This window comes from Providencia sp. PROV210 (genome assembly GCF_028479445.1).
Taxonomy (GTDB): domain Bacteria; phylum Pseudomonadota; class Gammaproteobacteria; order Enterobacterales; family Enterobacteriaceae; genus Providencia; species Providencia rustigianii.
The window spans coordinates 128,982-145,216 of the sequence record NZ_JAMPNQ010000015.1; the positions used below are offsets into that span (position 1 = coordinate 128,982).

Consider the following 16,235-nt stretch of genomic DNA (forward strand, 5'->3'; position numbering starts at 1 on the left):
GCTAATGTTTATGATGAAGAAATTATCCGTAATATTACTTAGCTGTTTTGTCACAGCGAATGCCTATTCTGCTATTTCGATGGATCGTACTCGAATTATTTATAATGGAGATAGCAATTCAATTTCATTAACAGTCAGTAATAAAAATAACCAACTGCCTTATTTAGCTCAAGGTTGGATGCAAGTGCCTAATGGCGAAAAACTGACTTCATATTTTACGATCCTGCCACCAATTCAGCGAATTAACGCGGGGCAAACTAGCCAATTACGAATTGAAGCTTTACCGGATGTGGTGAAATTACCTCAAGATAGAGAAACGATGTTTTTCTTTAATTTGAGAGAAATTCCACCAACAAGTAAAAAAAGTAACGTATTACAAATAGCACTGCAAACTCGAGTGAAGTTTTTTTATCGTCCTGAATCATTAGTAATGGATTCAACTGAAATGAAAAATTCACCATGGCAGCATAAATTAGTGTTGGTTAAGAAAAATGGCGAAATATATGCCAAAAACCCAACACCGTATTACATCATCATGAATAGCGTTAAGAAAAATGCGACCTCAGAAAAAATAGCGGGTTTTACTGCTACCGATATTGCGCCGTTTGCTGAAACAAAACTATCGCTGACGGCAGATCAATTAGGCTCAGCGCCGGTCATTAATTATATCAATGACTACGGTGGACAAGTGGATTTACCATTTAGCTGTTCTGCAACGGAATGTCGTGCGAAAGAGACCAAATAACCAAACTGCAAATGATGGATAGAGACCATGCCAATAGTTAAGAAGTTATTGTGCCTTAGTTTACTGTTTTTTGTGTCTGTATTGTCGTTTGCAGATGGGAAATTTGTGACTGTTAGAGTGAATATTTTATCGGGCGGATGTGTATTAAACGACAATGAAGAAATTTATGTCGATTTCGGTGACGATGTGGTTATCGGGCAAATTGATTCCGGAAAATACACCCAGCCAGTGAAGTATAAATTGTATTGTGATTCCTCGTTTGATGAATTGTATTTGATTTTTGAAGGTGCCAGAGGGGAAACGGCGAATAGCCTTGAAGTCGATAACACGCCGGGTTTGAATATTAAGTTATATTTCGATAATGGCCCTATGAATATAGGAACTCGATACGAAATTGATAACTATTCTAATCCACCATCTTTAACCGCAGAACTAGCATTAGCTGATGGGATAAGACCTGTTGGAGGCGAGTTTTCTACTACCGCAACACTCACTGTTGGGTATCATTAAGGTATTTTCTTATGAAAAAGATTTGTCTTTCAGGACTCTTATTGTTGGCTTTTACACACACGGCGCTAGCGGTACCCGTTAACTTTAGTGGGCGATTAATTGAAAGCACACCTTGTGTTATCAATGATAATCGACCAATTAACGTATATTTTGGTGATGACTTGGTTGTGGCATTAGTCCCAACAAAAGACGGCAAAACCTATATTGAAGATATTGATTTTGAATGGGAATGTAACGGTATTTCATCAGGAACTGACGTTGTTTTTAGTTTCGATGGCGCTGAATCAGAATTTGATAGAGATCTGTTAGCAATCAATGAACAAGATGAGATTGGATTACAGCTCTATAACGGCTCAAGATCACTGTCAGTTAATTCTGACTTTACTTATACTTATCGCTCAGATGGTGAAACACCAGATTTAAAAGCAAGCTTAGTCAAAAGTGGTTCAAGTAACGCGGTCGTCTATGCTGGTGCATTTACCGCCAATGCAACATTGACGGTTGCTTATCAATGAAAATAATCTTCTTTACTCTACTGTTTTATTTCTCTGGGAATGCTTTCGCGGATGAAGTGAGCTTTTCTGGAGTATTGAGGAACGCAATCCCTTGTAATATCAATGATGGCGCTGATCTAGAGATACCGTTTCATGAGGTTAATGATAAGGATCTGTATAGACAAAGAGAGATTGCCGAAGTTTTTAACATTACGCTATCTGATTGTGAGTATCTACCTGATTTTTCATATTCAATGGAATTCACTGGCGTCGTAAATTCAAAAATTAAAGGTTCTCTGGCGGTTGATGGTGATACGGGGGATTTAGGGTATGCCATCAAGCTCACGCACGACAATAGCGATATAGATATTAATACTCAATATCCAGTTAGTGGGATGAAAAACAATGACTTTCCGGCCGCTATTACCTTTAAGGCCTCTATCCTTGCTGAAGATGATGCTATCGCGAATAAGAGTATTAAATTAGGTGATTTTACCGCTACAACAACCTTCAATATCTATTACGAATAACTACGTTGTTAAGGTTATTATGAAAAAACTCATATTTATCTGTTTATTACTGATATCGCCTTTTCAAGTTGCACGAGCTGAATTCGCCGCGCAAGGTGAGCTACTCACTGACTATGGTGCGTGGATGGATACACGGTATATTTTACGTGGCGATTTGCAACATGATAATCGTCCGATGGCTGTACAAACAACAGGAAGCTGCCCTTGTGATATCGAATTAGGATCATGGGGAACTTATGCTGATGGTGGATATGGTGCTGGCAACTCACACATTGTTAACTTTGACACGCATTCTGTCAGATTGAGAGAAAGAAGTTCATGGGATGAAAAACCCGTTACATTTAGTGAAGTTGCGCGAGCATTAGAAAACGATAATGTATTAAATAGACAAATACCGGGTCGTTGGCAATTTTATCCAAGAAGACCGGGTGTTGGATATTGCTTCAATTTAGGAATTCTTTATCGGCAGAAAATGCAGAGGGAGCAAACTGCGGATAACCCGATTATACTCTGCTCCCCATTAGACCCGGGGACGGTAAACTGTAATATCGAAGGTCCAGATTATATCGACCACGGCACTTTATCCAATAGTTCCCTAAATGGGCATACTGTGACAGAAAACTTCACCGTTAGTTGCACGGATACTACAGATGTAAAAATTGCAGCAGTGGCTGGTTTAGATAATGATAACTTTATCTTTATTGCGGATGGGTTAGAGTCAGAAATTAATGTGGACGGTTCACCTTCAACAATATTAACGGTTGAGTCTTTTGTGAAAAAACAGTTTCGAGTCTCTAGCCGATTAGTGAAAACCAAGGATCTTGCACCGGACGAATATTCTGGAATTTTCCTGTTATCGGTAGAAATTCCGTAATAACAAACCTGATAATATGCAAATGGCAGAGTGATGGTGAAATTTGATGACCACTACTCTGCCATTTTTTGATCTTAACTTAGGTTATTTTTACTTATTAGCGCGAGAATACCTTCTCCATCATAAGAGGGCATTTGGGTGAAAAACGGAATACAGCTGCGGATCAAAGGTAAAGTGCAAGGGGTTGGTTTCCGACCTTATGTATGGCAGTTAGCCCATCAATGTGCTTTCAAAGGTGATGTCTGTAACGATGGGGAAGGTGTCCTAGTCCGTTTCCTTGCAGATGCGGATATCTGCGTATTTACTGAATTACTGTATCAGCATTGCCCGCCACTAGCACATATTGAATCGGTGCAATCCCAGCCTTTTGATTGGGATGAAATACCCGAAAAATTTTCTATCCGTCACAGCGGTGCGGGTAGAATGGATACCCAAGTTATTCCGGATGCAGCCACGTGTGAAGCGTGCAGTAGCGAACTTTTTGATCCCTCAAATCGCCGCTATCATTATCCGTTCGCAAATTGTACCCATTGCGGGCCTCGTTTTACGATTATCCGTCAAATGCCCTATGACCGCCCAAATACCTCAATGGCAGAATTTCCACTGTGCCCTGAATGTCAGCAAGAATATGAGGATCCTGCCGATCGCCGCTTTCATGCTCAGCCAAATGCTTGTGCTGTGTGTGGACCAGAAATCCAGCTGTGTGATAGATCGGGAAACTTATTAGCGACAAAATATGAGGCGTTAAAGCAAACGGCTCAACGATTATTGGCTGGGGAAATTGCAGCGATTAAAGGGGTAGGGGGATTCCATCTAGCTTGTGATGCCACAAATTCCCCTGCGGTCAATCAATTACGACAACGTAAACATCGCCCAAGCAAGCCCTTAGCGGTCATGATCCCATCAATCAATTGGTTAGCAGAGCAAGGGGTTGAGGTTACTGATGGACTGAGAGCTTTACTTCAAAGTTCTGCCGCTCCGATTGTTTTGATCCCGATTTGGGCCAATAGTTTACTTAGCCCTGATATTGCGCCCCACTTACAGGAAATTGGGGTCATGCTGCCATCAAATCCCTTACAGCATTTATTGATGTCAGAGGTGAATACTCCTTTAGTCATGACTTCGGGAAATGCCTCTGGCAAACCGCCGGTGTTAACCGACCAAGAGGCGTTGACGGATTTAGCCAATATTGCCGATATTTGGTTGATACATAATCGGGAGATTGTCCAACGAGCGGATGACTCTTTGGTGCGCTACCATGGGGGACAGGCGGAAATGCTGCGCCGAGCAAGGGGCTATGTTCCTGATGCTATTGAACTTCCCGCAGGTTTCGAAAACTCCCCATCTATTTTGGCGCTTGGCGCAGATTTAAAAAATACTTTTTGCCTATTACGTGATAAAAACGCGGTGCTCAGTCAACATTTGGGCGATTTGGATGATATTGATATTTATCAACAATATCAAAAAACTATCCATCTTTTTGAATCAATTTACCGCTTTACACCAACAGTATTAGTCGGGGATATGCACCCTAGTTATGTCAGTCATCGCTACGGTAAATCCTTGAGCGAGCAATTACACATTCCATTTATCCAAGTCCAGCATCATCATGCCCATATTGCGGCGGTGATGGTTGAGCATGGAATTCCCCTTGGCCATGAGAAAGTGATCGGTTTAGCCTTAGATGGTTTAGGCTTTGGCGATGATAATCGTTTATGGGGCGGAGAATGTTTATTGGTGGATTACCGTACCAGCCAGCATATTGGTGGATTACCCCCCGTTCCAATGCCGGGGGGAGATTTGGCCTCCCGCCAACCATGGCGAAATTTATTGGCTCATTTGGAGCAATTTGTTCCGAATTGGCAAACATTGCCAATCGCTTCAACGCTCCAGCCTTTCCCTTATCCAGTACTCCAAAAAGCGATGCTACGTGGAATTAATAGCCCTACAGCGTCATCCGCTGGGCGACTTTTCGATGCGATTTCGGCAGCATTGGGGATCTGTAAACAGCAGATGAGCTGGGAGGGTGAGGGAGCTTGCCAACTAGAAGCACTAGCTCGGCAAAGTGTCCTAAAACAGCATCCGGTAAGTTTGCCAGTGATTGGGCAACAACTGGATTTGAAAACATTTTGGCAGCAATGGTTGCGTTATTCTGCACCTGATGCTGAGCGTGCTCATGCTTTTCATGTCGCTTTAGCGCAGGGATTTGCAGATCTAGCGCATCAAGCTGCTCACCGGTATGAAATTAATAAGGTAGTTTTATCTGGTGGCGTGATGCATAACCTATTATTGCGTCAGCTACTGGTTGAAAAATTGCAGCCTTTGGACGTGCTATATGCGCACCAATTGCCGATGGGAGATGGAGGATTAGCGTTAGGACAGGCGGCGATAGCTACTGCTCAAATTAAAGATGAATAACTGACAATAATAGTCAGACTTTATTTAAAATAACCGAATATATAAACTTATTTAAATTTAGCTTTATTCTTTTTGATATTTATTCTTATTTATCTTTTTTGAGATTAATTCTTATTTGTTTTTAAATAGAATTGAATGAACATCAAAAAAAGCTACTCGGAATTCGTTTAATTAATCTTTTCAGTTCTGTTAAATATATTAACGGAATGATGCTGTTTTGGTTTTTTTCTTTATTTTCAATTGATTATAATCTTTGTTTTTTGGAATATTAAAATTTTCAATAAAAAGTCAAATCATCTGCTAACCCTTGGCTGAATCGATTTTTCTATCATAAATTTAAAAAAGACCAAATTTCTTATTGCCTCTTGATGAAGATCAAGTGATTAAAAGGTGGTAGGACTAGGATCTCATTCATATTTACACATCAGGTAACGTCTAATAAGAATATTGTTTATTAGATGTAATTGTTGAAGCAATTTTGAATACAAATAATACATCAAAACTGAAGCATATTTTAAATGTGCGGAGGGATTTATGTATTTTTTGAATACAAAATCGTAAAGAAAAATAGCCTAATAAATAGGCTTTAAGCCACTCATAATAGGAAATAGAAATGGCAGGAGATAACTCTATTATTTCTCCCCATGGCATTAATCGCCGTGACTTTATGAAGTTATGTACAGCACTCGCTGCGACAATGGGGTTAAGTGGAAAAGCCGCTGCTCAAATGGCAGATGCGGTCAGTGATCCAGAACGCCCACCGGTCATTTGGATTGGTGCGCAAGAGTGTACGGGTTGTACAGAATCTTTGTTGTGTGCAACTCACCCGACCCTCGAAAACTTAATTCTCGATACCATTTCTCTCGAATATCACGAAGTACTGTCAGCCGCATTTGGTGAACAAGTTGAAGAAAATAAACACAATGCGATTGAAAGATACAAAGGTCGATATGTTTTAGTCGTTGATGGCTCGATTCCACTGAAAGACGATGGGATCTATTGCATGGTGGCGGGTAAACCTATTGTTGAGCATATTCGTATGGCGGCAGAGCATGCAGCGGCGATTATTGCTATCGGTTCTTGTGCTTCTTGGGGCGGTGTTGCCGCAGCGGGAAGTAACCCAACAGGTGCAGTGGGTCTGAGTGAAGTCATCAAAGATAAAACCATTATTAATATTCCTGGCTGCCCACCTAACCCACACAATTTTTTAGCGACAGTCGCACATATTATTACTTTTAATCGCCCACCAGCATTGGATAGCAAAAACCGTCCAATGTTCGCGTACGGTCGATTAATTCATGAACATTGTGAACGTCGACCACATTTTGATGCGGGACGCTTCGCAAAAGAGTTTGGCGATGCTGGTCACCGTGAAGGTTGGTGTTTATACCATTTAGGATGCAAAGGTCCTGAAACTTACGGTAACTGTTCAACCTTGCAATTCTGTGATGTGGGCGGAGTTTGGCCTGTAGCGATTGGTCACCCATGCTATGGCTGTAACGAAGAAAATGTCGGCTTCCATAAAGCGATACACCAACTTGCAAACGTTGAAAACCAAACGCCACGCTCAGAAAAACCGGATTTGAATAACAAAGAAGGTGGTCAAGTTTCTGCCACAGCAGTCGGTCTAATCGGTGGTGTGGTTGGTCTGGTTGCAGGTGTCAGTGTGATGGCGGTACGTGAGTTGGGACGTCAAAAACGTCAAAATGATAACGACTCACGGGGAGAATAACCGTGGATAGACGAAATTTTCTTAAGCTCTCAGCTGGGGGAGCGCTGTTAGCCAGCACTTCAACACCTAGCTTGGCGGGAGCGGAAAACAGACCGCCAATTCCGAATTCACTTGGGATGCTCTACGACTCAACGTTATGTGTAGGTTGTCAGGCGTGCGTAACCAAATGTCAGGATATCAACCATCCTGAGCGTAATCCTGTGGGGCCACAAACATGGTCAAACAACGATAAGTTAACGCCATACACCAATAACATCATTCAAGTCTGGAGTGACGGTACTGGCTTACATAAGGATCAGGAAAAAGACGGTTACGCCTACATTAAAAAACAGTGTATGCATTGCGTTGACCCGAACTGTGTTTCTGTTTGCCCAGTTTCTGCGCTGACTAAAGACCCGAAAACGGGGATTGTGCATTACGATCCAGATATCTGTACGGGTTGCCGTTACTGCATGGTGGGTTGTCCATTTAACATCCCTAAATATGCATACGATGACAAATTTGGTGCGATCCATAAATGTGAACTGTGTAACCAGAAAGGTGTTGAACGTCTGGATAAAGGCGGTTTACCGGGTTGTGTTGAAGTTTGTCCTACGGGGGCAGTTATTTTTGGTACTCGCGAAGAGCTTCTGGCGGAAGCCAAAAAACGTTTATCACTGAAAGTGGGTGAAGAGTATGGTTTTCCTCGCCAAACGCTGCACCACAACGACCCGAACGTCATGCCAGCGCCAAAATATCAGCAACATGTTTATGGTGAATTAGAAGCCGGTGGAACGCAGGTCATGGTGCTCTCTGGTGTACCGTACCAAAACCTTGGCTTACCTGAACTGGATGAGTTAGCAACAGGTGCGCGTTCTGAAAACGTTCAGCACACACTGTACAAAGGTATGGTTCTGCCTTTAGCCGCATTGGCGGGGTTAAGTTTCTTAGTGTATCGCAACACCAAGAAACAGGATCATCATGATTCCCATGACGACCAATCTCATGATGGCAAACCTCATGATGGTAAATCTCATGACAACAAAGGAGACGACTCTAATGGCGACGCATGATAAAGAACAGCCGCTAGGCGGGCGTTTAGTCAGTTGGCCAGTGATTGTCTTTGGCCCATTCGTCTTCCTGTGCCTGATTCTGATTGTTAAACGTTTAGTGTTTGGATTGGGGTCAGTTTCTGACTTAAACGGCGGCTATCCATGGGGTATCTGGATTGCCTTTGACTTGCTAATTGGTACAGGTTTTGCCTGTGGTGGTTGGGCATTGGCATGGGCGGTTTATGTATTTAATCGTGGTGAATACCATCCGCTAGTACGCCCCGCGTTACTCGCCAGCTTATTTGGTTATTCCCTCGGTGGTTTATCCATCACTATCGACGTTGGTCGTTACTGGAACCTGCCATATTTCTATATTCCAGGTTACTTTAATACCAACTCCGTACTGTTTGAAACTGCCGTCTGTATGACTATCTACATCGGTGTGATGGCATTGGAATTTGCCCCTGCAATTTGTGAAAAATTTGGTTGGAAAGTTTCCTTAAAACGCTTGAATAAAGTGATGTTCTTTATCATTGCGTTAGGAGCATTACTGCCAATGATGCACCAATCATCAATGGGTTCATTAATGATTGCGGCAGGTTATAAAGTCCATCCGATTTGGCAAAGCTATGAAATGTTGCCGCTCTTATCGCTATTGACCGCATTTATTATGGGCTTCTCCATTGTCATATTTGAAGGCTCATTACTGCAAGCAGCGTTAAAAGGGCAAGGGGCTGATGAGCGACCCCTGTTTATCAAGATAACCAATATTCTCCAAGTCTTCTTAGTGCTGTTCTTGGTTTGTCGCTTTGGTGAGCTGATTTATCGCGGCAAGATGCATTACGTGATGGGCTTTGATTTCTACGCCATCATGTTCTGGATCGAAACGGCGTTAATGGTCATCCCATTAGTGATTTTCCGTAAACCATCATTACGTATGGATTCAAGATGGTTATATTTCAGCGGTCTAAGCATGCTGATTGGTGCGGCGCTGTGGCGTATGAACTACTCGCTAATCGCATTCAATCCAGGTGGTGGGTATGACTATTTCCCAACCACTGAAGAGATACTAATTTCAATTGGTTTCGTCGCGATCGAAGTGTGTGCTTACATCTTACTGATCCGCTTACTGCCAATTATTCCAGCACTAAAAAAATCTAATTTGAGTCCTTCTCAGGCCCGAGGTAAAGCATGAGCCAACGTATAACAATTGACCCGGTAACTCGTATCGAAGGTCACTTACGCATTGATTGTGAAATCGAAGATGGAAAAGTCACAAAAGCTTGGGCATCCGGCACCATGTGGCGCGGTATGGAAGAGATTGTAAAAGGAAAAGATGCTCGCGATGCATGGATGATCATGCAGCGTATTTGTGGGGTATGTACCACGGTGCACGGCATTATTTCCGTGCGCACCATTGAAAGTGCTTTAAATCTTGAAGTGCCGGTCAATGCGCAATACATCCGTAACATGATTTTGGCTGCGCATACTATCCAAGACCATATTGTGCACTTTTATCAGTTGTCAGCACTGGACTGGGTTGATATCACCTCGGCATTGCAAGCGGATCCAACCAAAGCCGCAGACATGCTAAAAGGCGTTTCGACATGGTCTTTAAATAGCCCAGAAGAGTTCACTCGCGTTCAGAACAAAATTAAAGATTTAGTTGCCAGTGGGCAGTTGGGTATTTTTGCCAACGGCTATTGGGGTCACCCAGCGATGAAATTATCGCCAGAAGTGAACCTGATTGCGGTTGCTCACTACCTGCAAGCGCTAGAATGCCAACGTGATGCTAACCGTATCGTGGCACTGCTGGGTGGTAAAACGCCGCATATTCAAAACTTAGCGGTGGGTGGGGTAGCAAACCCAATCAATCTAGACGGTCTGGGCGTGTTGAACCTTGAGCGCTTAATGTATGTGAAATCCTTCATTGACCGCTTAGGTGACTTTATCGAGCAAGTTTATAAAGTTGATGCCGCAGTGATTGCAGCAGGTTACCCAGAATGGCTAGAAGTTGGTAAAGGTGCGCAACATTATATGTGCGTTCCAGAAATGCCAATGGATAACAAAAATGGCAGCTTCTTACTGCCGGGTGGTTATCTGGAAAATGCAGATTTTAGTACTTATCGTCCAATTACTAGCCACACTGACGAATACCTGATCAATGGTATCAAAGAGAGCAGTAAACACGCGTGGTACAAAGATAATGAGCCACAAGCCCCATGGGAAGGAACCACAATTCCTGACTACACTGGCTGGGATGATGACGGTAAATATTCGTGGGTTAAAGCGCCAACCTTCTACGACAAAACTGTGGAAGTGGGTCCATTAGCTGATTTGCTGTGTAAACTGGCGGCAAAACATGAGCCGACAGAAAAACACTTCAACCAAATTGTGGGTCTGTACCAAGCCCTAACCGGCAACACAATTACCAAAAACCAATTAGAGTCTACCTTTGGCCGTATTATTGGTCGTTCAGTACGTTGCTGCGTGTTGAATGAAACCTTATCCATCCAATGGCAAGCGCTGGTGGATAACATTGCGAAAGGTGACCACACCACCTTTATCAAACCAAACTTCCCGCAAGATGTGGCAATCAAAGGGGTCGGTTTTGGTGAAGTTCCTCGTGGTCTGTTATCTCACTGGGTCGTGGTTAAAGATGGCAAAATTGAAAACTATCAAGCGGTAGTGCCATCAACATGGAACTCGGGTCCACGTAACTTCAATGACGAACCGGGTCCTTACGAACAAGCATTGGTGGGAACGCCAGTGGCTGATCCATCTAAACCATTGGAAGTGGTGCGTACTATCCACTCATTTGACCCATGTATGTCCTGTGCGGTGCATATCGTTGATACGGAAGGCTCCGAAGTGACTAAGGTGAAGGTGCTTTAATGCGAATTTTAGTCTTAGGTGTAGGCAACATTTTGCTCAGTGATGAAGGGATCGGTGTCCGTATTGTCGAGGCACTCGAGCAACGTTATCACTTGCCAGAATGTGTCGAAGTATTGGATGGGGGAACCGCAGGCATGGAGCTGATTGGCGCCATGGCGGATCGCGATCATTTGATTATTGCGGATGTGGTCTTGTCGAGCCAGCAACCTGGTAACATTTTGGTGTTACGAGATGAGGAAGTTCCTGCGCTGTTTACGCGTAAAATCTCGCCTCATCAGTTAGGGCTATCTGACGTGTTGTCCGCATTGCATCTTACCGATGAATTCCCTAAGCGCTTAACGTTGGTCGGTATTGTGCCTGAATCTTTGGAGCCACGTATTGGTTTAACAGAAACAGGTAAAGCCGCATTAGAACCCGCACTGCAAAAAGTCATTGAAGTATTACGCAGTGAGGGGTTAGAGATTATCGAAAAAGAAGAGAGTCTCCATGCCTGATGAAACTATGCCTAGTGATATTCAAGGTTACTCAAACAATCCGCAGCCGTTAGTTCAGGCTGCGTTTGAACGGGTTTCTGAACAGTCGATGCATGATTTATCTTTCTTGCACCCAACGATGGGCATTTATGCCAGTCCGTTTAGCGTGTTTGAAAATCAGTGGGTTGGGGTGGTTATCACCCCATGGATGCTGAGTGCCATTATTCTGCCGGGACCCGATCAGTATTGGGAACATCGTACGGTTGGCGAAAAACTTGGGTTGATCCTACCGTATGGCGAAATGACCTACACGGTAGGGGAACTTGAAGGGTTAACTCAGTATTTAGCATGCTCATTGATGTCGCCGTTAGACAGAAAACTGACGGCGGAACAAGGTGTGCATCTGGCGGATGACTGTGCTCGGATGTTGCTATCCTTGCCAGTGACAGATCCAAATGTACCGAAATCACCAGAGCGTAGAGCCGTGTTTGCCCGTTACTTGGGAGATAAATAATGCATGAAGTCTCTTTGTGCCAAAGTGCCGTTGACATTATTGAGCAGCAGGCGCGGCAGCATAACGTGAATAAAGTGACGGGAGTTTGGTTAGAAATTGGTGCGCTCTCTTGCGTAGAAGAGAGTGCGCTACGTTTTTGTTTTGATATCGCGTGCCGCGACACCGTGGCACACGGTAGCCAATTACATATTGTGTATCGTCCTGCTCAAGCTTGGTGTTGGGATTGTAGTGAAAGTGTTGAAATCCATACCCACGAGACTCCTTGCCCAAAATGTCACGGTTTCAACCTGAAAGTTGAAAACGGGGATAGCCTTCGAATCAAAGAACTTGAAATTGAGTAGAATTTTGATCTAGTAACCTTTTGTGTGATTTAGCGTGAAATTTGTTGATTGACCTTGCGGTGAATCAACCTTTTTTTTGGGGCTTGAACTAAGCTGACGTGATAACACTCGACTAAGGAGTAATACCATGTGTAGTACTTGTGGCTGTGCATCGGGAGAGCGCAGAATTGAAGGTGATGACCATAATCATGAGCATCACCATGGACATGACCATCAGCATCCTCATTCTCATGACCATCATCACGATCATGATCATCATGGTCATAGCCATGATCACGACCATCATCACGATCATGACCACCATCACGACCATGACCATGCTCCTCAACAAAGTGGTAAAACAGTAATTATTCATCATCACTATTATCACCAAGGTGATGTTAACCATTACTACCAAGCTGAAGCTGCAACGAGCGGCGTTAAAGTAGAAAAACATAAGCATAAACATAAACACGAACATCAGCATCTTCATGGTGAGGTTGAAACGACTTTTGAACCTGCGGGTGAGCACCACGACCTTGATTATGGTCACGGTGAAGCGGGCACCCATGCCCCAGGCATTAGCCAAAAACGCATGCTACAAATTGAGATGGATGTTCTCGATAAAAACAACCATCTAGCCGAACATAACCGTGAAGATTTTGCGGCAAAAAATATTCTGGCATTGAACCTAGTTTCTAGCCCCGGCTCAGGCAAAACCACCTTATTGACTGAAACCTTGTTACGTCTGCGCGACAAACTGAACTGCGCCGTGATCGAAGGGGATCAGCAAACCACCAACGACGCTCAGCGTATTCGTGAAACGGGTGTACCTGCGATTCAAGTGAATACCGGTAAAGGCTGCCATTTAGATGCACAAATGGTGCATGATGCTGTAGACCGTTTAGGTTTGGACGACAACAGCTTACTGTTTATTGAAAACGTGGGTAACCTCGTTTGTCCAGCAAGCTTTGACCTCGGCGAACGTCATAAAGTTGCGGTATTGTCTGTGACGGAAGGTGAAGACAAACCCTTGAAATACCCGCACATGTTTGCGGCGTCAGATATTATGATCCTCAACAAAATTGACTTACTGCCTTATCTACATTTCGATGTTGAAGCGTGTATTGCCAATGCCAAACGCGTTAATCCAAATATTCAAGTGATCAAAGTCTCCGCGACAAGTGGCGAGGGGATGGATGCTTGGTTAGCGTGGCTGGAGACCCAGTTATGTGCTTAGGAATTCCCGGAAAAATTGTCGCGGTCGGTGAAGATATTCACCAACTGGCTCAAGTCGACGTTTGTGGTGTAAAACGCGATGTCAATATTGGGCTGATTTGCGAGGGTGACACCGCGGAACTATTAGGTCAATGGGTCTTGGTACACGTTGGCTTCGCGATGAGTATCATTAACGAAGAAGAGGCTCAAGCCACCCTTGATGCGCTAATGGCTATGAGCCAATTAGACCATGAAGTGGGGGATTTTAGTGGGTTGAATTCGGGAGCAACAGATGCAGTACGTCGATGAGTTTCGCGACCCTGCTTTAGCGAAAGTTTTGTTGGAGCATATCCGTAAACGGGTAGCCCAAATTCCTCAAGCGAAGCAGCGCCCATTGCAATTAATGGAAGTGTGTGGGGGACATACCCACGCGATTTTTAAGTTTGGCATTGACCAGCTGCTTCCCCCTGAAATTGAGTTTGTCCATGGACCGGGTTGCCCGGTCTGTGTCTTGCCAATGGGGCGAATTGACGGCTGTATTGAAATTGCTGAACGCCCTGAAGTGATCTTCTGCACTTATGGGGATGCCATGCGAGTGCCGGGTAAAAATGGTTCTTTATTAGATGCCAAACGCCGTGGTGCGGATGTGCGGATCGTCTATTCGCCACTGGATGCGTTAAACCTTGCTCAGCAAAATCCCGACCGCGAAGTGGTATTTTTTGCCTTGGGTTTCGAAACCACCATGCCGAGCACGGCGCTTACCTTGCAACAAGCCCGTCTGCGTCAGGTGAAAAACTTCAGTATATTTTGCCAACATATCACCATCATTCCTACACTGCGTAGCCTACTGGAGCAGCCTGATGTGCGCATTGATGGTTTCCTTGCGCCGGGTCACGTCAGTATGGTGATTGGTGCTCATCCCTACCAATTTATTACACAAGAATTCCATAAACCGTTGGTGGTGACAGGGTTTGAGCCACTGGATATTTTGCAAGCTCTCGCCATGCTGGTGGATCAAATTGCAGATGGACGCTGTGAAGTGGAAAACCAATATAAACGTATTGTCGCGGATAAAGGTAACTTGCTGGCCCTGAAAGCGCTGGACGATGTGTTTGAGTTGAAAGCCACGAGCGAATGGCGTGGATTAGGTGAAATAGCGGGTTCCGGTGTTCAACTGACATTGGATTACCAATCGTTTGATGCCGAACTGCGTTTCCACATTCAACCGCATCAGGTTTCTGATGATCCTCAAGCCCGTTGTGGGGATGTATTAACCGGTCGTTGTAAGCCGAATGAGTGCCCATTATTTGGTCAACGTTGTACACCACAAACGGCATTTGGTGCATTGATGGTCTCCTCCGAAGGAGCTTGCGCCGCGTATTATCAGTATCGTCGGGAGGCGTAAAATGAGCATGAATCATAACGATGTCGTCACCATGGCTCATGGTAGTGGCGGGCAGGCGATGCAGCAGCTAATTGAACAACTGTTTTTGCAGGCTTTTGCTAACCAAGCGCTGGATGAACGTGAAGACCAAGCCCGCTTATCGTTAGCGGAACTCACCGCGTTAGGGGATCGTCTAGCTTTCAGTACCGATAGCTATGTGATTGATCCGATTTTCTTTCCCAGCGGTAATATCGGTAAATTAGCAGTCTGTGGCACGGTGAATGATGTTGCCGTCAGCGGTGCTGTACCTAAATATCTGTCTTGCGGGTTTATCCTCGAAGAGGGATTTTCTCTTGCTGAATTAACCACGATTGTCGAATCGATGGCGGCCACGGCCAAAGCGGCAGGGGTACAAATTGTCACTGGGGATACCAAAGTCGTGCAGCGCGGCGCCGCAGATAAAATCTTTATCAATACGGCGGGGATCGGTGTGATCCCAACAGATATTCATTGGGGCGCTCAACAAATTCAAGCGGGCGATAAAGTGATCGTCAGCGGAACATTGGGTGATCACGGCGCGACAATCTTAAATCTGCGTGAGCAGATGGGGCTGGAAGGCCAGCTTAGCAGCGATTGTGCGGTCTTAACGCCACTGATTGAACCTCTGCGTAACATTGACGGCGTGCGTGCATTGCGTGATGCCACTCGCGGTGGGGTTAATGCCATTTTGCATGAGTTTGCACAAGCAAGCGGCTGCGGGATTTCGATCAATGAAGGGGATTTACCCGTTTCTTCTGCCGTACGTGGAGTGTGTGAATTACTAGGTTTAGAGCCACTGAATTTCGCTAATGAAGGCAAATTGGTGATTGTGGTGAAACCTGATGTTGAGCAACAAGTTTTGGCGGCATTACGTCAACATCCATTAGGTGAAAATGCAGCAACCATCGGTACGGTGACTGAACATAAACAAGTCAAATTGGTGGGTATTTTTGGCGCATCAAGATTATTAGACTTACCTCACAGCGAGCCACTACCAAGAATTTGTTAGTGATTGGCAATTTTTGAAAATAAAAACCACGGATTAGAGGGTGATATGA

The 16,235-nt window shown here is 44.3% G+C and carries 17 protein-coding genes; all 17 read left to right on the forward strand.

Annotated elements, in window-relative coordinates; all coding sequences use genetic code 11:
• The first annotated feature begins 10 nt into the window (after positions 1–10).
• The 17 genes from PR761_RS12255 (at position 11) to hypE (ending at position 16,186) form a co-directional block, all read left to right on the forward strand.
• Positions 11–745: a fimbria/pilus periplasmic chaperone gene (locus PR761_RS12255; RefSeq protein WP_223844720.1), complete on the forward strand. Its 735-nt coding sequence runs from the start codon at positions 11–13 to the stop codon at positions 743–745.
• A 27-nt stretch (positions 746–772) separates the two neighbouring features.
• Positions 773–1,255 carry a fimbrial protein gene (locus PR761_RS12260; protein ID WP_006814161.1) on the forward strand — a complete coding sequence of 161 codons (483 nt, stop codon included), beginning with the start codon at positions 773–775 and terminating at the stop codon, positions 1,253–1,255.
• A gap of 11 nt (positions 1,256–1,266) precedes the next feature.
• The gene (locus tag PR761_RS12265) at positions 1,267–1,770 is read left to right on the forward strand and encodes a fimbrial protein (protein WP_006814160.1); all 504 of its coding nucleotides are present in this window, start codon (positions 1,267–1,269) and stop codon (positions 1,768–1,770) included.
• On the forward strand, positions 1,767–2,279 hold the full coding sequence (locus PR761_RS12270) for a fimbrial protein (protein WP_006814159.1): 513 nt from the start codon (positions 1,767–1,769) through the stop codon (positions 2,277–2,279). The genes PR761_RS12265 and PR761_RS12270 overlap by 4 nt, the downstream gene beginning before the upstream one ends.
• Positions 2,280–2,298: 19 nt before the next feature.
• Positions 2,299–3,153 carry an MrpH family fimbial adhesin gene (locus PR761_RS12275; protein ID WP_006814158.1) on the forward strand — a complete coding sequence of 285 codons (855 nt, stop codon included), beginning with the start codon at positions 2,299–2,301 and terminating at the stop codon, positions 3,151–3,153.
• 138 nt (positions 3,154–3,291) lie between these two features.
• Positions 3,292–5,571, forward strand: coding sequence for a carbamoyltransferase HypF (gene hypF / locus PR761_RS12280; protein WP_272519361.1), 2,280 nt, complete (start codon positions 3,292–3,294; stop codon positions 5,569–5,571).
• A gap of 613 nt (positions 5,572–6,184) precedes the next feature.
• On the forward strand, positions 6,185–7,303 hold the full coding sequence (hybO, locus tag PR761_RS12285; protein ID WP_006814155.1) for a hydrogenase 2 small subunit: 1,119 nt from the start codon (positions 6,185–6,187) through the stop codon (positions 7,301–7,303).
• A 2-nt stretch (positions 7,304–7,305) separates the two neighbouring features.
• Complete coding sequence (gene hybA, locus PR761_RS12290) at positions 7,306–8,355, forward strand: hydrogenase 2 operon protein HybA (RefSeq protein WP_006814154.1); 1,050 nt, start codon at positions 7,306–7,308, stop codon at positions 8,353–8,355.
• On the forward strand, positions 8,342–9,529 hold the full coding sequence (gene hybB / locus PR761_RS12295; protein ID WP_112837344.1) for a Ni/Fe-hydrogenase cytochrome b subunit: 1,188 nt from the start codon (positions 8,342–8,344) through the stop codon (positions 9,527–9,529). The genes hybA and hybB overlap by 14 nt, the downstream gene beginning before the upstream one ends.
• Positions 9,526–11,229 (forward strand): hydrogenase 2 large subunit, encoded by a 1,704-nt coding sequence (hybC, locus tag PR761_RS12300; RefSeq protein ID WP_006814152.1) that lies wholly within the window; start codon positions 9,526–9,528, stop codon positions 11,227–11,229. Before hybB ends, hybC begins: the two co-directional genes overlap by 4 nt.
• Entirely contained in the window at positions 11,229–11,723 is a 495-nt protein-coding gene (locus PR761_RS12305; protein WP_006814151.1) for a HyaD/HybD family hydrogenase maturation endopeptidase, read from the forward strand. Before hybC ends, PR761_RS12305 begins: the two co-directional genes overlap by 1 nt.
• Before the next feature lie 7 nt (positions 11,724–11,730).
• Positions 11,731–12,216, forward strand: coding sequence for a hydrogenase-2 assembly chaperone (gene hybE / locus PR761_RS12310; protein WP_039854946.1), 486 nt, complete (start codon positions 11,731–11,733; stop codon positions 12,214–12,216).
• Positions 12,216–12,557 (forward strand): hydrogenase maturation nickel metallochaperone HypA, encoded by a 342-nt coding sequence (gene hypA, locus PR761_RS12315; RefSeq protein WP_006814149.1) that lies wholly within the window; start codon positions 12,216–12,218, stop codon positions 12,555–12,557. The genes hybE and hypA overlap by 1 nt, the downstream gene beginning before the upstream one ends.
• A 127-nt stretch (positions 12,558–12,684) precedes the next feature.
• Complete coding sequence (hypB, locus tag PR761_RS12320) at positions 12,685–13,776, forward strand: hydrogenase nickel incorporation protein HypB (protein WP_154610925.1); 1,092 nt, start codon at positions 12,685–12,687, stop codon at positions 13,774–13,776.
• Entirely contained in the window at positions 13,767–14,063 is a 297-nt protein-coding gene (gene hybG / locus PR761_RS12325; protein WP_006814146.1) for a hydrogenase maturation factor HybG, read from the forward strand. The genes hypB and hybG overlap by 10 nt, the downstream gene beginning before the upstream one ends.
• Positions 14,047–15,159, forward strand: a complete 1,113-nt coding sequence (gene hypD, locus PR761_RS12330; RefSeq protein ID WP_006814145.1) for a hydrogenase formation protein HypD — start codon at positions 14,047–14,049, stop codon at positions 15,157–15,159. Before hybG ends, hypD begins: the two co-directional genes overlap by 17 nt.
• Position 15,160: 1 nt before the next feature.
• Entirely contained in the window at positions 15,161–16,186 is a 1,026-nt protein-coding gene (hypE, locus tag PR761_RS12335; protein WP_272519362.1) for a hydrogenase expression/formation protein HypE, read from the forward strand.
• Positions 16,187–16,235: the final 49 nt, after the last annotated feature.